Here is a 20,093-nt window from a genome sequence, read left to right as displayed (position 1 = left end):
CCCAAAATCGTTCGTGCCAAGGCCGCTGAACCCGCGCCATACGGGGCCCCCCCAGCATGAGCGACTGGCTGCTCTCCCTTGAAGGCACGCCAGCCGGCCACGATCTGGCCTTCTGGCTGGCGATGGCCGCGGCGGTGCTTCATGCGCTGTTTGGGGCGCTGCAAAAGGGGCGACATGATCCCTGGCTCAGCCGGGCTGCGATCGATGCCAGTTACGGGTTGATTGCGGCCCCTGTCGCGCTGTTCGTCGTGCCATGGCCCGAACCGCGGCTCTGGCCGATCTTTCTGGGCATGTTCATGATCCATGCCGTCTACAAGCTGTTGCAGGCCGCCGCCTATGACCGGGGCGCCTATACGGTGGTCTACCCGGTCGTGCGTGGCACTGGCCCCCTGGTCACGGTGGCGCTGGCGGGGGTGATCTTTGGCGAGCATTTCGCGCCCCTGCAATGGCTGGGGGTCGCTTGCCTCTCGGGCGGGATCCTGGGTCTTGCCGCCTGGAACCTGACCCATGTGACGGCCGGGCGCGACACGATGCTGACGGCACTTGGGCTTGCGGGCCTGACCGGGCTGATGGTTGCGGCTTACACGACCTATGACGCCTGGGGGATCCGGCAATCCAGCGACCCCTTCACCTTTCCGGCCTGGTTCTTCATGATCGACAGCCTGCTGATGCCCGCGCTGACCTACCGGCGCTGGAGCAGGCTTGGCGTCAGCGGAGTCATTCCGCTGCTTCGGCGCGGGCTGATCGGTGCGCTGGTGGCATTTGCCAGCTTTGGCGGCATCATGCTGGCCACGCGCCTCGACAAAGTGGGCGAGGCGGCGGTATTGCGCGAGACCTCGACCGTTTTTGCCGCGCTGATCGGCTGGCTGGTGCTGGGGGAACGTTCGGGGCGGATGCAGGTGGCCTTGATGGCCGTGATCGCGGGCGGCGCGGTTCTTGTGGAATGGGGAGGCCGATGATGGCGCAAAAGAAGATCAATCCGCTGTTGAAGATGGCGCTGGAACTGGGGCCGGTCGTGCTGTTCTTCGTGATGTTCGGGCGGCTGAAGGACCAGACCTTTACCCTTGGCGGCACCAGCTATGACGGCTTCATCGTGACGACCGCCGCCTTCGTTCTGCTGATCCTTGTCACCACCGGCATCCTTTGGGCGCTGACGGGCAAGCTGTCGCGGATGCAGCTGATGACGCTGGTGCTGGTGGTCGTCATGGGCGGTCTGTCGGTCTGGCTCAATGATGAGCGGTTCATCAAGATGAAGCCCACGCTGCTTTATGCGGCCTTTGCGGCGATCCTTGGCTTTGGCCTGCTGCGCGGGCAAAGCTATCTGTCTGCCGTGATGGATGAGGCATTGCCGATGCGGCACGAGGGCTGGATGATCCTGACGAAACGGCTGGCGCTGTTCTTTGCCGGGCTTGCCGTCGCCAATGAGCTGGTCTGGCGGCTGATGTCGACCGAGGCCTGGGTGAACTTCAAGACTTTCGGGCTGACGGCGGCGCTGTTCGTGTTCTTCCTGACGCAAGGCAAGCTGCTGGAGCGCTATGCCGAGACGCCGAAGGCGGAATGAGCCATCGAGGTCATGAAAAAAACAGGCCCCTGCCTATCGCGGGGGCCGGTTTTCTTTTGCGCGTAATCCTGGGCCTCAGGGCTTTGGTTTTCAGGCAGCTTTGCGGCCAATACCCAGGATCTGATACAGGATCAGCGCCGCCAGCGTGGAGGTGCCGATACCGCCAAGGGCGAAATCGCCGATTTTCAGCGTGAAGTCGCCCGCACCCAGCACCAGCGCCACACCCACGGTGAACAGGTTGCGCGGATCGGTGAAGTCGACCTTGTTGACCACCCAGATCCGCGCCATGGCCGAGGCGATCAGCCCGAAGACCGAGACCGACAGACCGGCCAGAACCGGGGCCGGAATGGTTTGCAACATGGCCCCGAATTTTGGCGACAGGCCAAGAAGGATCGCGACAAAGGCCGCAATCACGAAGACCAGCGTCGAATAGACCTTGGTCATCGCCATCACGCCGATATTTTCGGCATAGGTGGTGACGCCGGTGCCGCCGCCCGATCCCGCCACCATGGTGGCCAGACCATCGGCCAGGAAGCCGCGTCCGATATAGCGGTCCATGTTCTGGCCGGTGATCGAGCCGAGCGCCTTGATATGCCCAAGGTTTTCCGCAACCAGCACGATGGCGACCGGGGCGATCAGCGTCATTGCGGGCCAGTGGAATTCCGGGCTCTGGAATTGCGGCAGGCCGAACCAGGCCGCCCCCGCAACCTTGGAAAAGTCGATCCCCGGAATGAGGCCAAGGCCATTGCCGCAGATCAGCACCAGCAGATAGCCCAGCACCAGCGCCAGCAGCACCGAAACGCGGCGCGTGGATTGCGGCCCGTAGCAGGAGATCAGCGCCATGAACAACACTGTCAGCAGCGCGATGGTGATATGCGCGGCGGTCGGATTGCCAAAGGCATTCAGTTGCTGCACCGCAACGGGCGCAAGGTTCAGGCCGATGGCCACACCGATGGTGCCGGTCACGACCGGCGGCATCAGCTTTTCAACCCAGTTCGCGCCGACCAGCATCACGATCAGCCCGATCAGCGCATAGACCGCGCCGCAGGCAATGATGCCGCCAAGCGCATGGCCGATGGTCGCGCCCTCTTGTCCCATCACCGCCAGCACAACGGCGATGAAGGCGAAGGACGAGCCAAGATAGCTTGGCACCCGCCCGCCGGTGAGGACGAAGAACAGCAGCGTGCCGATGCCCGAGAAGAACACCGCCACATTGGGGTCAAACCCCATCAGGATCGGTGCCACAATGGTGGAGCCGGACATGGCCAGCAGGTGTTGCAGACCCATGGTGGCCGACTGGGCCGCGGGCAGCCTTTCATCGGGCATCACCACGCTGCCCGTCGCCGGGCGCCAAGTGGGGAAGTAGGACATTGATTCCTCAAGGGTAACGATTGCGTGACAAAGCCTTACCCCCATCCCGCGCCGGACCCAAGGGGCGTTACGTCAACGGCTGCAGCATGGGCTTGCCCAAGAATTGGGCGGTGACCGGGGCGCGATGCCGAAACACCGGGCGTCAGTTCGCCAGATCGGTAGCATCAAATTCGTTGTATCAAGTCCGGCTTTCTTGCATCGGCCCTTTGGCCCCCGGTCTCGGAGGCGTTCACGGGGGAACATTCGCGGGGCATCACTTGACCTGTCCCCCGCGCATTCGCCCGGGCTTTGCGGCCCTGCGTGGCTGTCTGACTTAAGGTCGGCAGCAATATCCGCGGGTCCTGCCTTGGCGTGACCTGCGCCGAATGCGGCGGGCGGCGATGTGGCCCCCCGCCCGGCAGCTTCTCACCGCTTGAACAGCGTCTCCATCGCCTGTTTGTCCATCACTGGCGCGCGGGCCTCGGCCCCCACGGCGCGGCCTTTCTGGAAGGCGGGGCGGTTGCCCAGATCGGTGAGCCAGCGTTTGAGGTCGGGCTTGTCGTCCAGGCTTTGCTGCTGCCCCTCCCATCCCATGACCCAGGGCCAGATCGCGATATCGGCGATGGTCAGGCTGTCGCCGGTCACAAATGCGCGACCCTGCAATTGGCGGTCCAGCACGCCGTAAAGGCGGCCCACCTCGCGGCGGTAGCGGTCCTGCGCATAGGGCAGCACCTGCGGCGGGTCCATCTGCGGGGCGTAGCGCAGGAAGTGATGCGCCTGACCGGCCATCGGACCGACGCCGCCCATCTGCCACATCAGCCATTGGTCGGTTGCGACCCGCGCCCGCTCTGACGCGCCATAAAGCTGGCCAGTCTTGCGCGCCAGATATTGCAGGATCGCGCCGCTTTCAAAGATGGAGATCGGCGCGCCATCCGGCCCATCGGGATCGACAATCGCGGGCATCCGGTTGTTCGGCGCGATCTTCAGGAAATCGGGCTCGAACTGTTCGCCCTTGCCGATGTTGACCAGCCTGACCTCATAGGGCAGGGCCAGTTCCTCAAGCGCGATGGTGATCTTGTGGCCGTTCGGCGTGGGCCAGTAATGCAACTCGATCGGGGCGGGCATGGCTCTCTCCTGTGTTTGCGGGCATGATGCGGCAATGCGCGCGGGATGCAAGAGCGGGGCTGCCATGTCAGAGATGCAGGGATCAATGCTGGAAGAGGTGCTGGCGCATGAGCACAGGGTCTGGCAGGCGCTGGTCGCGGGCGACAGGGCCGCGGATACAGCCCTTCTGGCCGAGGATTTCGTGGGGCTTTACCCCGATGGCTATGCCGGACGCGACGATCATAGCGGGCAATTGGCCAATGGTCCGACCGTCAGCGACTATGCCCTGAGCGAGATCCGAATGATCCCGCTGGCACCCGATGTCGTGATCCTGACTTATCTGGCGCAATACCGGCGTCCTGGGGCTGCGCGGATGGCGCGGATGTGGGTGTCTTCGACCTGGCGGCGCGGTCCGGTTGCGGGATGGATCAACCTGTTTTCGCAAGATACGCCCGCAGAGATGTGAAAAAGGAAGCGAAGCATGCGCGCCTCTCATGCCGGTTTGATCGTGCAGGCCCCGTTGACCTGAGCCCGCGCCGGGCGTATGGCGGGATTCGTGGCGCTTTGAGACCGGATTGCGGGCCACGTTAAACAAACCGCTAAAAGGTGAAGGGACGATCCGCGCGCCCCGAAGCCTCCGGTCTTCGGGGTTTTTTCGTTGCCGGAGGCAGGACATGAGCGACACTTGGAAGACGCGCACCAAGCTGGTGCATGAGGGCAGCCGCAGAAGTCAATATGGCGAGATGGCGGAGGCGATCTTCCTGACACAAGGGTTTGTCTACCCGACCGCCGAGTCGGCGGAGGCCCGTTTCCTAAAGACCGAGGATGACGAGTTCATCTATGCGCGCTACGGCAATCCGACGACGCGGATGTTCGAGGAACGCATCGCCGCCCTTGAGGGTTGCGAAGATGCCTTTGCCACCGCATCCGGGATGGCGGCGGTCAGCGGCGCGCTGACCGCGCTGTTGCGGGCGGGCGATCATGTGGTCTCGGCGCGCGCGCTGTTCGGGTCATGCCTCTACGTTCTGGAAGATGTGCTGGGTCGCTTTGGTGTCGAGGTAACCTTTGTCGATGGTGCCGATCTGGATGCCTGGCGCGCCGCGATGCGCCCGGGCGTCACCAAGGCCGTGTTCTTTGAAAGCATGTCGAACCCGACGCTGGAACTGGTCGATATCGCTGCCGTGTCGGCCATCGCCCATGAGGCGGGTGCGCTGGTCATCGTGGACAATGTGTTCTCGACGCCGATCTTCAGCCGCGCCGTCGATCTGGGGGCCGATGTCGTGGTCTATTCCACGACCAAGCATATCGACGGGCAGGGCCGCGCGCTTGGTGGCGTGGTCTGCGGCAGCCGTGAGTTCATCCGCAAGACGCTTGAACCCTATATGAAGCATACCGGCGGCTCCATGAGCCCCTTCACGGCCTGGATCATGCTGAACGGCATGGTGACGCTGGACCTGCGCTGCCGCGCCATGGCCGACAGCGCCTTGAAGGTGGCGCAGGCGCTGGAAGGCGATGCGCGGCTGGCCCGGGTGATCTATCCGGGGCTGGAAAGCCATGCCCAGCATGGGCTGGCAATGGCACAGATGGCATCGGGCGGGACGATGATCGCCTTCGAGGTGAAGGGCGGCAAGGACGCGGCCTTCAAGGTCATCAACGCGCTGGAGGTCATCAAGATCTCCAACAACCTTGGCGATGCGAAGACCATCGCAACCCATCCGGCGACCACAACCCATCAGCGCCTGCCCGATGACCAGAAGGCGCAGCTTGGCATCACGCCGGGCCTGATCCGGCTGTCGGTCGGGCTGGAAGACGCGGGTGACCTGATCGCCGATCTGAAACGCGGTCTGGATCTGATCTGACGACGCGCACCGATCGACACCGCCCGCGCGCCATCTGGTCGCGCGGGCGCGCCCGATGGATGGCCATCGTCGATGGATGACCCGGCTGCTGCGCAAAGCCCCGCCGGGTCACGCCCTTGACGACTTGGCCTTGCCTGCCCACATGTTGGATGGGTCGCATTTGCGCCGAAATCCGGTGACAGAGGTGATCCAAGACGCAGAGGATTGCGTAACCTGTTGACATTGAAGGTGCCGACGGCGCCGGAACCGGAGGGAATGCCCATGAATGTTCATCTGACCGATCCCGGGGGCCAACCCTCGGCAGATGAGGCTGCCGAGGCACTGGCCTTGCTGCGGAAATGGGCGGCGGGCGCATCTGCGGCCGAACAGGCAGGCCTTGGTCTTTACCCTGACCTGTCGCGGCAGTATCCGGCGGATTTCAAGGTCGATGCCGCCTATAAGGCCACGCTGCCCGATCTGCAGAACGGGCCGGAAAGCCTGATCAAAGGCGACAAGCGCCAGATCCAGCATGTCGGCATTTCCAATTTCCGCCTGCCGATCCGCTATCGCAGCCGCGCGGGCGGCGAGCTGATGCTGGAAACCAGCGTGACTGGCACGGTCAGCCTTGAGGCCGACAAGAAGGGCATCAACATGAGCCGCATCATGCGGACCTTCTATGCCCATGCCGAGACCGAATTCAGCTTTGAGGTGATCGAGCGCACGCTTGCCGATTACAAGCGCGACCTCGACAGTTTCGATGCCCGCCTCCAGATGCGGTTCAGCTTTCCGATGCGGGTGGACTCGTTACGCTCCGGCCTTTCGGGCTGGCAATATTACGATATCGCGCTGGAGGTGGTGGATCAGGGCGGGCAACGCCTGCGCATCCTGCATCTGGATTACGTCTATTCCAGCACCTGCCCTTGCTCGCTGGAACTGAGCGAACATGCACGCCAGACGCGCGGCCAATTGGCCACACCGCATTCGCAGCGTTCCGTCGCGCGGCTGTCACTGGTGGTGGAAAAGGGATCGCCCCTCTGGTTCGAGGATGTGATTGATCTGTGCCGCAGCGCCATCCCGACCGAGACGCAGGTCATGGTGAAGCGCGAGGATGAACAGGCCTTTGCCGAGCTGAACGCGGCCAATCCGATCTTTGTCGAGGATGCGGCGCGGCTGTTTTGTCAGGCCTTGCGGCGCGATCCGCGCATCGGCGATTTCCGCGTGCTGGCCAGCCATCAGGAAAGCCTGCACAGCCATGATGCGGTCAGCCTGCTGACCGAGGGCGAGACCTTCGCGCAATCCAGCATTGATCCGCGGCTGTTCCAGACGCTGTTCCATATCGGCTGATGCGGCACCTGATGTTTCGCAGGGCTTTTCTGGGCGGGATGGCCTTGTCGGGCGCGGGGCTGGTCGCCGCGCGCCTGATGGCTGAGGCCCCCAAGCCATGGGGCGCGCCGGGGCCAGAGATCGCGGCGCTGGTCCGGGCGGCCGAGGCGCAGGTCGGCGTGACGCGGATCTACGACCCGGCCTATGTGACGTTGGACTATCCCGGGGGCGATGTGCCGCGTGATCGCGGCGTGTGCACCGATGTGGTGATCCGCGCCCTGCGCGACGGGCTTGGCATCGATCTGCAACAGGCGGTGCATGAGGATATGCGGGCAGCCTTTGCGCAATACCCGCGCCGCTGGGGGCTGAAACGCCCGGATCGCAATATCGACCATCGCCGGGTGCCTAATCTGGAAACCTATCTGACCCGCAAGGGCGCGGATTTGCCGATCAGCGCACAGGCGGCGGACTATCAGCCGGGCGATATCGTCAGTTCGCTGTTTCCCGATGGCCAGACCCATATCGTGATCGTGACCAACCGGCGCAGTCCTGACGAACAGCGCCCGCTGATCGTGCATAATGTGGGCTGGGGCGCGCGGATCGAGGACCGGCTGTTCGAATGGCAGATCACCGGCCATTTCCGCCTGACGCCTGCGCTGATTGCCGGGATGGGCGGCGCAGTCAGGGATCAGGCCTGACCGCACACACCTTACTGGCTGGCGCTGACAAACTCCGACGCTGGCAGCGGGGCTTCCAGAAGGGCATCGACGGGGGCGAACCGCTCCCACGGGCAAAGCGGGCCATTTGCCAGAAATTCTGCCTCGCGCGCGTTGTCGGCGCTGATGACACGGCTGCATTCATCTTTGCCCCATTGCTGGTCGCAAGCCACATCATAAAGCCGTTTTGCGCGCCAGATCCTGCAGGCCAGCAGGGCTTGGGTCACGCCATCGCGCGCCAGAAGTTTGGCTTCGGCGCTGGACGGGTCAAGACGCGCGCCTTCCACCCGCAGAAAGTTCAGATGGCTGCGATATTCGTGCAGAACACGCATATTATTGGCTGAGTAGGCGATTTCGTTGCGATAGTAACGCTCCATCGCCGGATAATCCCACCAGCCCTTGGCTCCGTCGACCATCCGGTTGCGCGCGATCTGCCGCCCGGCTTTCCAGGTCGCCGGCAGGGTCTCACCAAGTTTCAGACTTTCCTGCCATGCGGCCTCAGCCATGGCGCGCGCTTGTGACAGTTCCGGCTCTGGCACCTCTGCACCATAGGCAAAGCCTATGATGGAGGCGAGCAGGTTTGGATCCTGCGGACTGTCCTTCAGGCAGTCCTTGGTCACGCGGAAATATTGCCGGGTGATATCGCTCGCGATCGCAGCGCCATCTGCATAATTCGACCAGATGGCGAAGATTTCGTTCTGGAATCTGTAGAAATCTGTCTCGCAATCTAGCGATGCAGTCATCAGGCGTTTCAGCTCGTCCAGTGCCTCGGGGCGGTTCTGCCACGCCCATTCGGTCGTATAGGCAAACCGCAGCGTCGGGTCGATTGCCCGCGGGCGCCGCGTGGCGGTGATGGTGTCGAGACTTTCCATCAGGGCAGGCACATCGCTGACCCAGAACAGAACCTCATGTTGGCAGAGTTCGCGGTCATAGTCCGGGATCGCATCTGCATATTTGTCGCACAGCGACATCATCTGCTCGACCGATCCGCCCCAATTGGGTTCGTGCGCAAGCAGCCCGAGATAAAGGCTGCGGTAATCGGGGCCCAGCTTTTGCGACTGTGCCAGAAGGGCATAGGCAGGCAGCGGGCCGTGGCCTGCGCGATCCAGCAGCAGTGAAAGATCCAGAACCGGACGATAATCAAGACCTGCGGTCAGCGCGATCTGCGCCAGATGTTCAGCCTCGTCCATTGCAAGCCGATAGGCGATCATCGACTGGGGTGCCACGTCCTGCGGGAAATTCGTGCCGCGTTGCGCAAAGCCGCGCCGGTATTGGGTCCAGGCTAGGGCGGTGGCGGCGTAGGGGGAGGCGGGATAGGCCGCCTGCCAGTTGCGCAACTGGCCAAGCCTTGCATCATTGACCGTAAAGAAGAGCGTGCCATTGATCTGCCGGAGCAGGGATGAATCGCCGCTGTCGCGGGCCTTGACATGGGCCGCGGCAAAGTCTTGTTCCAATGCGGCAAAATCATGTGTGACAAGCTGGTTGCGCACGGAATCGAGGCCGAGTTCGGCATGGGCGGGTGTCAAATTGGCCCAAAGGGCCAGAGCGGCAAGCAAAACGGCACGCATGGCAATCTCCATATAATGTTCGCAGATCTGACAAAGGAATGCGGCAGGATGTGGGCTGTTTCGGGATGCGGGGGCAATCTGCGGATGTGGCCTGCAGATATGTTCTGACACCCCGGTGCGGTTGCGTTGGCAGCCTGTGCCAGATCGGATGCCGGATCGCGGATGCATTTGGGGCCTGCGTCAGACGATATGTTAGGCGCTTTGGCGACCCAGGTCAGACCAGATGTCTCCTGCGGGTGCGTTGACAGCCCGCGCCAGATCGGATGAAGGTCGCGCCATGATCGATCTGCGTCCTGTGGGCTTTGTGCTGGGTATGCTCTGCGTCGCCTTGGCGGCGTTCATGCTGTTGCCTTTGGCGCTGGACTGGCAGGCGGGCCACGACAACTGGCGCGGGTTTCTGAGTGCGGCGGCGATCACCGGCCTGTCGGGCGGTGTGCTGGCGCTGTCTTGCGCCAATGGCACGGGGCAGGGCCTGAGTGTGCGGCAGGCCTTTCTGCTGACTGTCGCGGTCTGGATGGGTCTGCCGAGCTTTGGCGCGCTGCCCCTGATGTTCGGCGCACCGGGCCTTTCCTTCACCGACGCGCTGTTCGAGGCGGTCTCGGGCATGACCACCACCGGCACCACCGTCATCGGCCCGGATCTTGAGACCGGCGCACCCGGCCTCGACAATCTGCCGATGGGCACAAATCTGTGGCGCGCCATGCTGAACTGGCTGGGCGGTCTGGGGATCGTGATCGTCGCGATGATCTTCCTGCCGGTGCTGCGCGTGGGGGGGATGCAGTTCTTCCGATCCGAGAGTTTTGACACAGGCGGCAAGATCATGCCGCGCGCCTTTGACATTTCCGTCGGGCTGATCGAGGTCTATGTCGGGCTGACGGTGGCCTGCGCGCTGGCCTTTCACGCCGCAGGGATGACCGGCTTTGACGCGGTGATCCATGCGCTGACCTGCGTCTCGACCGGGGGGTTCTCCAATTACGATGCAAGCTTCGCTGCCTATCTCGGCCTGCCGCAGCTGGTTGCGATCCTGTTCATGATCCTCTCGGCCTTGCCCTTCATTCGCTATGTGCAATTGATGGGGGGCGATCTGGGCGCGGTCTGGCGTGATGTGCAGGTGCGCGCCTTTCTGCGATGGGCCGGCTGCGCGGTGATCGGCGTGGCGCTTGCGGGGGTATTCGTCGGCGGAGAGGCACCGCTGTTCATGCTGCGCGAGGCCACGTTCAATGTGGTCACCGTGATGACGGGCACCGGATATTTCTCGGTCAATGTGCTGCCTTGGGGGGGATTTGCCTTCGTGCTTTTGATCAGCGTCGGGCTGATCGGCGGCTGCACGGCCTCAACGGCCTGTTCGGTCAAGGTCTTCCGCTATCAGATCCTGATCGAAGCGGTGCGCCAGCGGCTGCGCCAGATGGGCCAGCCCCACGCCGTGCACAATCTGCGCTATGACGGGCAGCCGGTCAGCGATGACGTGCTGGATTCGGTGATCGTGTTTTTCACGGCCTTTGTGCTCAGCTTTGGCCTGCTGGCCGTCGGGCTTTCCCTGACAGGGCTGCAGATGGGGACGGCACTGACTGCGGCCTGGACCGCCATCGCCAATGTCGGGCCGGTCTGGGGCGAGGAGGTACGGGAAAGTGGTGCGATCACCGATTTTCCGCTGGCGGCGAAATGGATGATGATCGGCGGCATGATCCTGGGACGGCTGGAACTGATGTCGGTCTATGTGCTGTTCTTCGCGCGGTTCTGGCGCGACTGATCGGGCAATGGTGCGGGCTTGGGTGGGGCTGGATTAGCCAGATGCGGGCGATACACCTTTGCTGTCTGGCACACTGGCCGCGTGACACATTGGCCGAGCCATGCAGTGCGCGCCAGACGTTTGCCCTTGTCAGACATTGCCGCCAACCTGCCCTTGGCAGGCGCTGACCGATCTGGATGTCGGGCCGGCCAGAGACTGGGGCGCCAGAGACTGGGCGCGCGCGATGCTGGCCACGCCAGATGTGGGTCACGTCAGATGTGGGTCACGTCAAACGCGGGGCGGAACGGATCGGGGGCGCAAGGCAGGGCGCATCGGATGCCGATGACTGGATCCAGCCATGACAAAGGCCGCACCCTTGGATGCGGCCTTTCGGGGTCTATCGGTTGGGCTTACCAGCAGGAGACCAGAACCGTCATCCCGTCAGACAGGCGGTTCAGATCCTCGGGGGCCAAGGCACCGCTGCGGGCCGAGGGGCGGGGCGTCACGCCGGCCTCGGTCAGACGCGCAGCCAGCGGGGCGGCTTGCAGCGCATAGGCGACGCTTGCGGGCAGCTTGCGCGCGCCTTCGGTGGATCGCGGCAGCAACATGCCGATCACCGCGCCGGTTGCATCCAGCACCGGCCCGCCCGCGTCACCTGCCAATGCATCCAGCGTCAGGCGGGCAATGCCGGTTTCGCCATCCAGTCCCTTGCCTTCTTCCAGCGTGCCGAAGGTCATGGCGGGGGCAGGCAGGCGATCTTCATAGCTGTAGCCCGAAACCGCGATCTCCTGGCCCTCGCGGGCGCTGCCGGGCAACAGTTCGGCCACGGCCGGGGGCGACAGCGGCTTGGCGGGTTTCAGCAGCGCAAGGCCGGTCACCGCATCCGCGGCGATCACGCTGGCCTCGGTTTTCAGATCGAGGGTGATGCGGTTGCAGCCCTCCACTGCCTCGGCCACGGTGGCGACGGTGCCATTGCCATCGACATAGAAGCCGCTGCGCGACAAGGCCGGGCGGCGCACCTCAAGCCCCGACAAAAGCCCGCTGCGACTGTCATCCGACAGCGGCACCAGACCCGGATCCAGCGCCTTGTCGCCGATCGAACGGAAGCTGGACTGCATCGCCGTCAACACGCGCGCCATCTTGTCATCGTCAGACGGGTTCCAGGCCACGATATAGCCCTTTATCAGACCTTTCGACAGTTCCGCATAGGCGTGGCTGGCCACATTTGCAGAGCGCCCGTCGATGGTGAAACTGCGCTCGGATCGCGCGCGTTCGCCGGTGACCGGCACCACTTCCAGCGTCTGCAAGACGTCGTAAAGACCGTAAAGCGTGGCCTGATCGCCGGGTTGCGAAATCAGGATGACCTGCACACCGGAATTGTTCTTGGCGCGGTAATGCACGAAGGGCGGCTCGTAATGGTCAAATTCGACCATGGCGGTCGGAAGAGTGATCTCGATCCCGGCCTCGGCCTCGGTGATGGTCGAAAGGCCAAAGGCTGCCTGTTCGTGCTGATAGGCCTCGATCAGCGTTTCGCGCTGCATGGTGGTCAGGATGCCGGTGGGTTCCAGCCCGTTGGCGGTCTGCCATGCGGTCATGCTGGCGCGGGTGCCGGGACCTATGGCACCGTCGATGCGGGCATTGTAATGGCCAAACCATTGCAGCGCGGTCTGGATCATCTCGCGCGCGGGCTGGTCAAGGCGCGCTTCGGCGGCGCGGGCCTCGGCCGGGGTTTCCTCGATGAAGGCGGGTTGTGCAGCTTCCGGGGCTGCGGCCAGCGGGGCCTCAGGTGCCGGATCGGCGGCTGGATCCATGGCACCGTCGGGCGCCGGGATCGGTGCCTGCGCAATGGGGCTGTCGATGATCGGCGTCTCGCCCGGCTCGGTCGCGCCAAGGGGGGGGCCGTCCAGCGGCGCAAAGCTCGTCTGTCCTTCGGGCCAGAAGGCCGCGCGGTAATCGCGGCCAAAGGCGATGAAGCTGTCGGCGGGCACCAAGGCCTCATCCTTCAACTGGCGCAACCGCGCCTCTGCCGCGCCGCGATCCGTATAGGGGCCAAGCGCGATGGCATACCACCCGCCGGTCGCAAAACCCGACACATCCGGGAACACGGCCGCATAGGCACTGGCGCGTTCGCGCGCGATATCCATCGACGGCTGCGCCTCGATCTGCAGCCAGATCATCTCCTGTGCCACGCCGCCGCCCGCCGTCTGTGACCACGCAGCCGGAGCAAAGGCCGGGGTCAGGGCGGTGCTGCCAAGCAAGGCCAGCAGACAAATCACTTGCTTCATCGGATCACGGTTCCATCACAAAATCCCGCGCAGACCGTTACACGCTGAACCGAACCCATGCAAATACGGAAAGCCTGCGCCATTCTGACAGTTGCGCGAGCGGGCTTGCATTGACGCCCCGCTGCCCGTCTCCTATGGAATGCCGCAAGCCTCCGCGCCCCGCTTGATCGGGGCCTTTCGTGATGAGGGACCGATGAGCGCCGTAACCACGCCCCGCAGCTTTCAGGAAATCATCCTGCGCCTGATGACCTATTGGTCGGGCCATGGCTGCGCCGTGCTGCAACCCTATGACATGGAAGTGGGCGCGGGCACCTTCCATCCGGCCACCACGCTGCGCAGCCTGGGCAACAAGCCTTGGGCCGCCGCCTATGTGCAGCCCTCGCGCCGCCCCACCGATGGCCGCTATGGCGAGAACCCGAACCGCCTGCAGCACTATTACCAATATCAGGTGCTGATCAAACCCAGCCCGCCGAACCTGCAGGACCTGTATCTGGGCAGCCTGAATGCCATCGGCATCGATACCAGCCTGCACGATATCCGCTTTGTCGAGGATGACTGGGAAAGCCCGACGCTGGGTGCCTGGGGCCTTGGCTGGGAGGTCTGGTGTGACGGGATGGAAGTCAGCCAGTTCACCTATTTCCAGCAGGTCGGCGGCCATGACTGCAAGCCGGTCTCGGGCGAGCTGACCTACGGGCTGGAACGTCTGGCGATGTATGTTCTGGGCATCGACCATGTGATGGACATGCCCTTCAACGATCCTGCAAGCCCGATCCCGCTGAAATATGGCGATATCTTCCGCCAGACCGAGGAAGAATATTCGCGCCACAACTTTGACGGTGCCACGACCGAAATGCTGCTGCGCCATTTCGAGGATGCCGAGGCCGAATGCGAGCGCCTGCTGGCCTTCCCGGCCGAAGATCCGAAAACGGGAAAGCGCATCATCATGGCGCATCCCGCCTATGACCAGACCATCAAGGCCAGCCATCTGTTCAACCTGCTGGATGCGCGCGGCGTGATCTCGGTCACCGAACGTCAGGCCTATATCGGCCGGGTGCGGGCGCTGGCCAAGAAATGCGCCGATGCCTTCGTGCAGACCGAGGCGGGGGCATCGTTGGGTGAGCCGGAGACGGTGGCGTGAATGGCAAGTTCATCGGGGGCGGCATCGTGATTGCGGCACTGCTGGCAGGGGCGGGCATCTGGTATACCCAGCTTTACGCCTATTACGAACCCGTCGCCTTCACCCCGGGCGCCGAAATTGCGCTGACCCCGATCATCGGCACCGCGCCGGAGGTCATTCTGGCAGATAATGTGACCGGGATCGACGCTGACAGCTCGCCCCTGCGGTTCCGCGCCTGTTTCCACACGCCGCTGAGCCAGGGCATGTTGACCGAAACCTACCGTGTCTATGACAAGGCCGAGCCGCTGATCGCGCCGCCCTGGTTCGACTGTTTCGATGCGGGCAAGATCGACACGGCCTTGCAAACCGGCGAGGCCATTGCCTTTCTGTCGGTCGCCGACATTCATCCCGGTATCGACCGTGTGATTGCCGTTTTCCCTGATGGTCAGGCCTATGCCTGGCACCAGCTCAACGAAAAGCTGAAAGAAGATCCCAATGCCCGACTTGCTGATTGAGCTTTTCTCCGAGGAAATCCCGGCCCGGATGCAGGCCAGCGCGCGGGAGAATCTGAAGAAACTGGTGACGGATGGTCTGGTCGAGGCCGGGCTGACCTATGAGGGGGCGGGTGCCTTCTCGACGCCGCGCCGTCTGGTGCTGACGCTGACCGGGCTGACCGGGCAAAGCCGCCCCGTGCGCGAGGAACGCAAAGGCCCGCGCACCGATGCGCCAGCCGCGGCGCTGGAGGGCTTTTTGCGCTCTACCGGCCTGACGCTGGAACAACTGGAAAAGCGCGCAGATAAGAAGGCCGAGGTCTATTTCGCCGTGATCGAAAAGCCCGGCCGTCAGGCGGCCGAGATCGTGGCCGAGGTGCTGGAACGCACGATCCGCAACTTCCCCTGGCCGAAATCCATGCGTTGGGGGGCGGGCAATCTGAAATGGGTGCGCCCGTTGCATTCGATCATCTGCCTGCTGGGCGATGAGGGCGGCGCGCATGTCGTGCCGATGACTATCGACGGGATCGAGGCTGGCAATACCACCGGCGGGCACCGTTTCATGGCACCTGCGCGCTTCCCGGTGTCGTCATTCGACGATTACGCCGCCAAGCTGCGCCGCGCCTATGTCATGCTCGATAGCGCCGAGCGTGAGGCGCATATCTGGAATGATGCGCAAAATCAGGCCTTTGCGCGCGGATGGGAGCTGGTGCCGGATGCGGGGCTGCTGACCGAGGTGGCGGGTCTGGTCGAATGGCCGGTGGTGCTGATGGGGGCTATCGGGGCGGAGTTCCTGCATCTGCCGCCCGAGGTGCTGCAAACCTCGATGCGCGAGCATCAGAAGTTCTTCTCGGTCAAGAACCCGAAAACCGGGCGGATCGAGGGCTTTGTGACGGTCGCCAACCGCGAAACCGCGGATGGTGGCGCGACGATCCTGAAGGGCAATCTCAAGGTGCTGTCGGCGCGGCTGTCGGATGCGCGGTTCTTCTGGGAAAACGACCTGCGGGTCGCCAAGGCGGGCATGGGCGAGTGGGAAGAGGGGCTGCAAGCCGTCACCTTCCACAATAAACTCGGCAGCCAGTCCGACCGTATCGCGCGGATGGACGCGTTGGTGAACGATGTCGCCCCATTTATGCCTGGTCTAAATATTGATGCCGCGAAAGTGGCTGCCAAACTCGCTAAACTGGATTTGCGCAGCGCAATGGTCGGCGAATTCCCTGAATTGCAGGGTTTGATGGGCATGTATTATGCGCTCGAAGCCGGTGAACCTGAAAGCGTTGCGGCTGCCGCACGCGAACATTATCAACCGCTTGGCCCCACTGACGTCACGCCAAAAGCTCTTGTTTCAGTCGCTGTTGCGCTGGCTGACAAATTGGACCTTTTGTCCGGATTCTGGGTCATCGGAGAGAAGCCGACCGGCAGTAAGGATCCCTTTGCGCTGCGCCGTGCAGCTTTGGGCGTTTCGCGACTTCTTATCGAAAACGGTTTGCGCGCTCCGTTGCTCCGGCTCTTTTCTGCTGCTGCACAGCTACATGTCAATCACGGGTCGGCAGCGAGCTGGGAAGGTGTGCCTGCCGATCTTCTCGCCTTCTTCCACGACCGCCTCAAAGTCTTCCTCCGCGATCAGGGTATCCGTCATGACGTGATCGACGCCTGCCTTGCCATGCCGGGCAATGACGATCTGACGCTGCTGGTGAAACGGGCCGAGGCGCTTCAGGCCTTCCTTGGCACCGAGGATGGCACCAACCTGCTGCAAGGCTTCAAGCGCGCGAACAACATCCTGTCCCAAGCCGAGGCCAAGGATGGCGTCGAATATGCCTTCGGGGCCGAGGTGAAGTTCGCCGAAACCGATGAGGAGCGCGCACTGTTCGCGGCCCTCGATGCGGGGGCTGCGGCAATCAAGCCCGCCATGGCGGCCGAGGATTTCGCGGGCGCGATGGCCGCGATGGCCAAGCTGCGCGCGCCGATCGATGCCTTCTTCACGGCGGTGCAGATCAATACCGACAATCAGATCGTGCGCCGCAATCGGCTGAACCTGTTGCACAGCATCCGCGCGCTGGTGGGGCAGGTCGCCGATCTGACCAAGGTCGAGGGCTGATCTCGGCCAAGGATCGGGTCCGGCATGTGGCGAAAGCCACCGCGAGCCGGGCCGGATACGTCAGGGCAGCAGGGGCCAGCCCCCGCGCAAAGCCCAGGACAGCGGGGGCCAGCCCCCGCGCCTCCGGGATATTTGGGAACAGATGAGAACAGGGCGTTTTCGCTTTCCACTTCGTTTTCCTGATCTCCTCTGCGTGCCCCTTTGTTGAAGGGGGCCGCTGGCCCCAGAGGGGGGCGGGAATGCCCCCTTTCTCTTTGCATGACAGCGCGATGACGCATGGCGCTTGCGCGGCGAAGCGATCCGTCTATCTTGCGTGCAACGCAAAAGGTGCCGCAGTGCAGAAAACCGAATTCCTTACCGATTTCACCGTCATCACGCCTTCGGCGCAGATCACCACGCCGCGGCATGGCTGGCGCGCGAAATGCCTGCAGCGCCTGACCCGGCTGGAGCTTCCGGTGCCGGAAACCGTCTCGTTGCCCGCGACCACTGTGCGGGCCATCGCCTCGGGGCAGATGGTCGATTGCGCCGGCATTCTGGCGCAATTCGGGCCTGCGCCGCTGATCTCGGTGCGACCCTCGCCGGAGAACCCGGATTGGGGCGGGCCTGCCACGATTCTGAATATCGGGCTGAACGGTGCGCTGCACGCGAAACTGGCCGAAACCCATGGGCAGGCGGCGGCGGATGCGCTCTATCTGCGTTTCGTGCAGGGCTATGCGGTGCATGTCGCGCGCCTTGACCCCGATATGTTCGAGGGGCAGGCGGTGTCGGCCGAAGGCTTGCGCGATGCGCTGCGTTCTTACCAGAGCGAGATGGACGAGCCCTTCCCCGAAGATCCGGCCCGGCAATTGGCGGATGTGCTGCGTTCCATGGCGCGGGCTTGGGAAGGCACGACCGCGCGGCTGCTGCGGCAAGCCAAGGGGGCACCGGCCGAGGCAGCACTGGGTCTTGTGGTGCAGAAAATGGCGCAGGGCATCGGGCAGGGGATTTCGGGGTCGGGGGTGATCCAGTTTGTCGACCCCGCAACCGGCGAACCCTTGGTGAAGGGGCGCTATCTTGGCCAAAGTCAGGGGCGCGATGCGCTGACCAAGGGCGAGGCGCTGTTTCTGACCCGCGACAAGCGCGGCCCCTCGCTGGAGGAGCTGGCACCCGAAATCTTTGCCGAACTGGTGCGCCATGGTGCCGCCTGTCGCGCAAGGCTGCGCGAGGAGATGCAGATCGAGTTCACCATCGAGGATGGCAAGCTGGCGGTGCTGGATGCGGTGAAGGTGCAGCGATCCTCGCGCGCAGGGCTTCGCATCGCGGTGGCATTGGCGCGGGATGGCGTGATCAGCCCGTCCGAGGCGGTGTTGCGGGTCGAGCCGCGCGCGCTGTCGGAACTTTTGCACCCGCAGGTCGATCCGCGCGGGCCGCGCGATGTCATCACGCGCGGCATTGCCGCAAGCCCCGGCGCGGCGGTCGGGCGGGTGGTCTTCACCTCGCAGGCGGCGCAGGCCTCTGCCTCACGCGGGGAGCCCTGCATTCTGGTGCGGCGCGAGACCGCGCCCGAGGATATTCGCGGGATGCATTCGGCGGTTGGCGTGCTGACCGAACGCGGCGGCATGACCAGCCATGCCGCGGTGATCGGGCGCGGCCTGGGCCTGCCCTGCATCGTGGGGGCATCCGATATCCGACTGGATTTGAAGGATAAAAAATTCCAGGGGCGGGACGGTCGCATCTTCCGAGAAGGCGATGTGATCACGATTGATGGCACCACTGGCGAGGCGCTGGTGGGGGCGGCCGAGATGCTGCCGCCCGCGCAGGACGAGGCGTTTCGTCAGCTTCTGCAATGGGCGGATGAGTTGCGCGATATCGGCATTCGGGCCAATGCCGACACGCCCTCGGATGCGCAGACCGCGCGCGACTTCCGTGCCGAGGGCATCGGGCTGTGCCGCACCGAACACATGTTCTTTGACGAGGATCGTCTGATCGTCATGCGCGAGATGATCTTTGCCGATACATCGCAGGACCGGGCGGCGGCGCTGGCGCGTCTGCTGCCGATCCAGCGGGCCGATTTCATCCAGCTGTTCGAGATCATGCAGGGCCTGCCGGTCTGCATCCGGCTGTTTGATCCGCCCTTGCACGAATTCCTGCCGCATTCCCGCGAGGGTCTGCGCGAACTGGCCGAGGCGCTGGATCGTCCACTGTCAGAGGTGACGCGCCGGGCCGAGGCCCTGGCGGAATTCAACCCGATGCTGGGAATGCGCGGCGTGCGTTTGGGCGTCGTGCTGCCCGAGATCTATGACATGCAGGCCCGCGCGATCTTCGAGGCCACGGTGGAGGCCGCGCGCGCCGGTGCCCCGGCGGTGCCCGAGATCATGATCCCGCTGGTCTCCGCCCGCCGCGAGGTGGAGCTGGTGAAGACCCGCGTCGATCAGGTGGCGGCTGCCGTGCGCACCAAGACCGGGGTGGATTTCGACTATCGGCTGGGTGTCATGGTAGAGACACCGCGCGCGGCTTTGCGCGCGGGCGAGATCGCGCAACACGCGGCTTTCCTGTCTTTCGGCACCAATGACCTGACGCAGATGACCTATGGCCTGTCGCGTGACGATGCCGGGCGGTTCATGAATACCTATGTGCAGGAAGGTGTCTTCCCCGAAGACCCGTTCCATATCCTGGATGTCGACGGTGTGGGGGAGCTGCTGCATATCGGCGCGGATCGCGGTCGGGCCACCCGTCCGGACCTGACATTGTCGATCTGCGGCGAGCATGGCGGCAATCCCGAATCAATCGCGTTTTGCCGCAAGGCGGGCTTCACTTATGTCAGCTGCTCGCCTTACCGCGTGCCGCAGGCGCGGCTTGCGGCGGCACATTTGGCGCTGATTGATCCCAAATTGTAATCATGTCAAAAATGTAACGCGATTCCCTGTATTTGCA

General features: G+C 63.8%; 15 protein-coding genes and 1 riboswitch. Of the genes, 11 read left to right on the top strand and 4 right to left on the bottom strand.

All coding sequences use genetic code 11. The features are described 5' to 3' along the window. The first annotated feature begins 56 nt into the window (after positions 1-56). Complete coding sequence (locus GBJ34_RS15570) at positions 57-959, top strand: DMT family transporter (protein ID WP_151720122.1); 903 nt, start codon at positions 57-59, stop codon at positions 957-959. Then, positions 959-1,561, top strand: a complete 603-nt coding sequence (locus GBJ34_RS15565; protein WP_192931249.1) for an inner membrane-spanning protein YciB — start codon at positions 959-961, stop codon at positions 1,559-1,561. Before GBJ34_RS15570 ends, GBJ34_RS15565 begins: the two co-directional genes overlap by 1 nt. A gap of 90 nt (positions 1,562-1,651) precedes the next feature. Here the strand turns inward: GBJ34_RS15565 and GBJ34_RS15560 are convergent, their stop codons facing one another. Both GBJ34_RS15560 and GBJ34_RS15555 read right to left on the bottom strand, forming a co-directional pair. Then, complete coding sequence (locus tag GBJ34_RS15560; protein ID WP_151720120.1) at positions 1,652-2,932, bottom strand: solute carrier family 23 protein; 1,281 nt, start codon at positions 2,930-2,932, stop codon at positions 1,652-1,654. Between the two features lie 405 nt (positions 2,933-3,337). Further along, entirely contained in the window at positions 3,338-4,036 is a 699-nt protein-coding gene (locus tag GBJ34_RS15555) for a glutathione S-transferase N-terminal domain-containing protein (protein ID WP_151720119.1), read from the bottom strand. Between the two features lie 64 nt (positions 4,037-4,100). Between GBJ34_RS15555 and GBJ34_RS15550 the strand changes: the two genes are divergently transcribed. The 4 genes from GBJ34_RS15550 to GBJ34_RS15535 all read left to right on the top strand — a co-directional run bounded on the left by GBJ34_RS15550 (position 4,101) and on the right by GBJ34_RS15535 (position 7,874). Beyond that, positions 4,101-4,481, top strand: a complete 381-nt coding sequence (locus tag GBJ34_RS15550) for a nuclear transport factor 2 family protein (protein WP_151720118.1) — start codon at positions 4,101-4,103, stop codon at positions 4,479-4,481. Between the two features lie 80 nt (positions 4,482-4,561). Further along, positions 4,562-4,638, top strand: a riboswitch (SAM riboswitch). A 51-nt stretch (positions 4,639-4,689) separates the two neighbouring features. Next, positions 4,690-5,874 carry an O-succinylhomoserine sulfhydrylase gene (gene metZ / locus GBJ34_RS15545; protein ID WP_151720117.1) on the top strand — a complete coding sequence of 395 codons (1,185 nt, stop codon included), beginning with the start codon at positions 4,690-4,692 and terminating at the stop codon, positions 5,872-5,874. A 261-nt stretch (positions 5,875-6,135) separates the two neighbouring features. Continuing rightward, positions 6,136-7,197 (top strand): GTP cyclohydrolase FolE2, encoded by a 1,062-nt coding sequence (gene folE2, locus GBJ34_RS15540; protein WP_151720116.1) that lies wholly within the window; start codon positions 6,136-6,138, stop codon positions 7,195-7,197. Positions 7,198-7,208: 11 nt separating this feature from the next. Beyond that, on the top strand, positions 7,209-7,874 hold the full coding sequence (locus GBJ34_RS15535) for a DUF1287 domain-containing protein (protein ID WP_151720115.1): 666 nt from the start codon (positions 7,209-7,211) through the stop codon (positions 7,872-7,874). 11 nt (positions 7,875-7,885) lie between these two features. Here GBJ34_RS15535 and GBJ34_RS15530 read toward each other — a convergent pair whose 3' ends face one another. Next, positions 7,886-9,460 carry a DUF4034 domain-containing protein gene (locus GBJ34_RS15530; protein WP_192931245.1) on the bottom strand — a complete coding sequence of 525 codons (1,575 nt, stop codon included), beginning with the start codon at positions 9,458-9,460 and terminating at the stop codon, positions 7,886-7,888. Between the two features lie 277 nt (positions 9,461-9,737). On the opposite strand from GBJ34_RS15530, the gene GBJ34_RS15525 reads away from it, so the two are divergent. Then, entirely contained in the window at positions 9,738-11,210 is a 1,473-nt protein-coding gene (locus GBJ34_RS15525; protein ID WP_151720113.1) for a TrkH family potassium uptake protein, read from the top strand. A 389-nt stretch (positions 11,211-11,599) separates the two neighbouring features. Here the strand turns inward: GBJ34_RS15525 and GBJ34_RS15520 are convergent, their stop codons facing one another. Next, the gene (locus GBJ34_RS15520; protein WP_151720112.1) at positions 11,600-13,474 is read right to left on the bottom strand and encodes a trypsin-like peptidase domain-containing protein; all 1,875 of its coding nucleotides are present in this window, start codon (positions 13,472-13,474) and stop codon (positions 11,600-11,602) included. A gap of 193 nt (positions 13,475-13,667) precedes the next feature. Between GBJ34_RS15520 and GBJ34_RS15515 the strand changes: the two genes are divergently transcribed. The 4 genes from GBJ34_RS15515 (at position 13,668) to GBJ34_RS15500 (ending at position 20,056) form a co-directional block, all read left to right on the top strand. Next, on the top strand, positions 13,668-14,612 hold the full coding sequence (locus GBJ34_RS15515) for a glycine--tRNA ligase subunit alpha (RefSeq protein WP_151720111.1): 945 nt from the start codon (positions 13,668-13,670) through the stop codon (positions 14,610-14,612). Then, entirely contained in the window at positions 14,609-15,106 is a 498-nt protein-coding gene (locus GBJ34_RS15510; RefSeq protein ID WP_151720110.1) for a DUF6446 family protein, read from the top strand. Before GBJ34_RS15515 ends, GBJ34_RS15510 begins: the two co-directional genes overlap by 4 nt. Then, a complete protein-coding gene (gene glyS / locus GBJ34_RS15505) occupies positions 15,087-17,180 on the top strand; it encodes a glycine--tRNA ligase subunit beta (protein ID WP_151720109.1) in 2,094 nt (697 codons plus the stop codon). Before GBJ34_RS15510 ends, glyS begins: the two co-directional genes overlap by 20 nt. Before the next feature lie 335 nt (positions 17,181-17,515). Continuing rightward, positions 17,516-20,056 carry a putative PEP-binding protein gene (locus GBJ34_RS15500; RefSeq protein ID WP_151720134.1) on the top strand — a complete coding sequence of 847 codons (2,541 nt, stop codon included), beginning with the start codon at positions 17,516-17,518 and terminating at the stop codon, positions 20,054-20,056. The last annotated feature ends 37 nt before the right edge of the window (positions 20,057-20,093 follow it).

The organism is Gemmobacter serpentinus (assembly GCF_008973825.1).
Classification (GTDB): Bacteria; Pseudomonadota; Alphaproteobacteria; order Rhodobacterales; family Rhodobacteraceae; genus Gemmobacter; species Gemmobacter serpentinus.
Note: the sequence above shows the minus strand (reverse complement) of the source record. Positions and strands in the feature narration are given on the sequence as shown.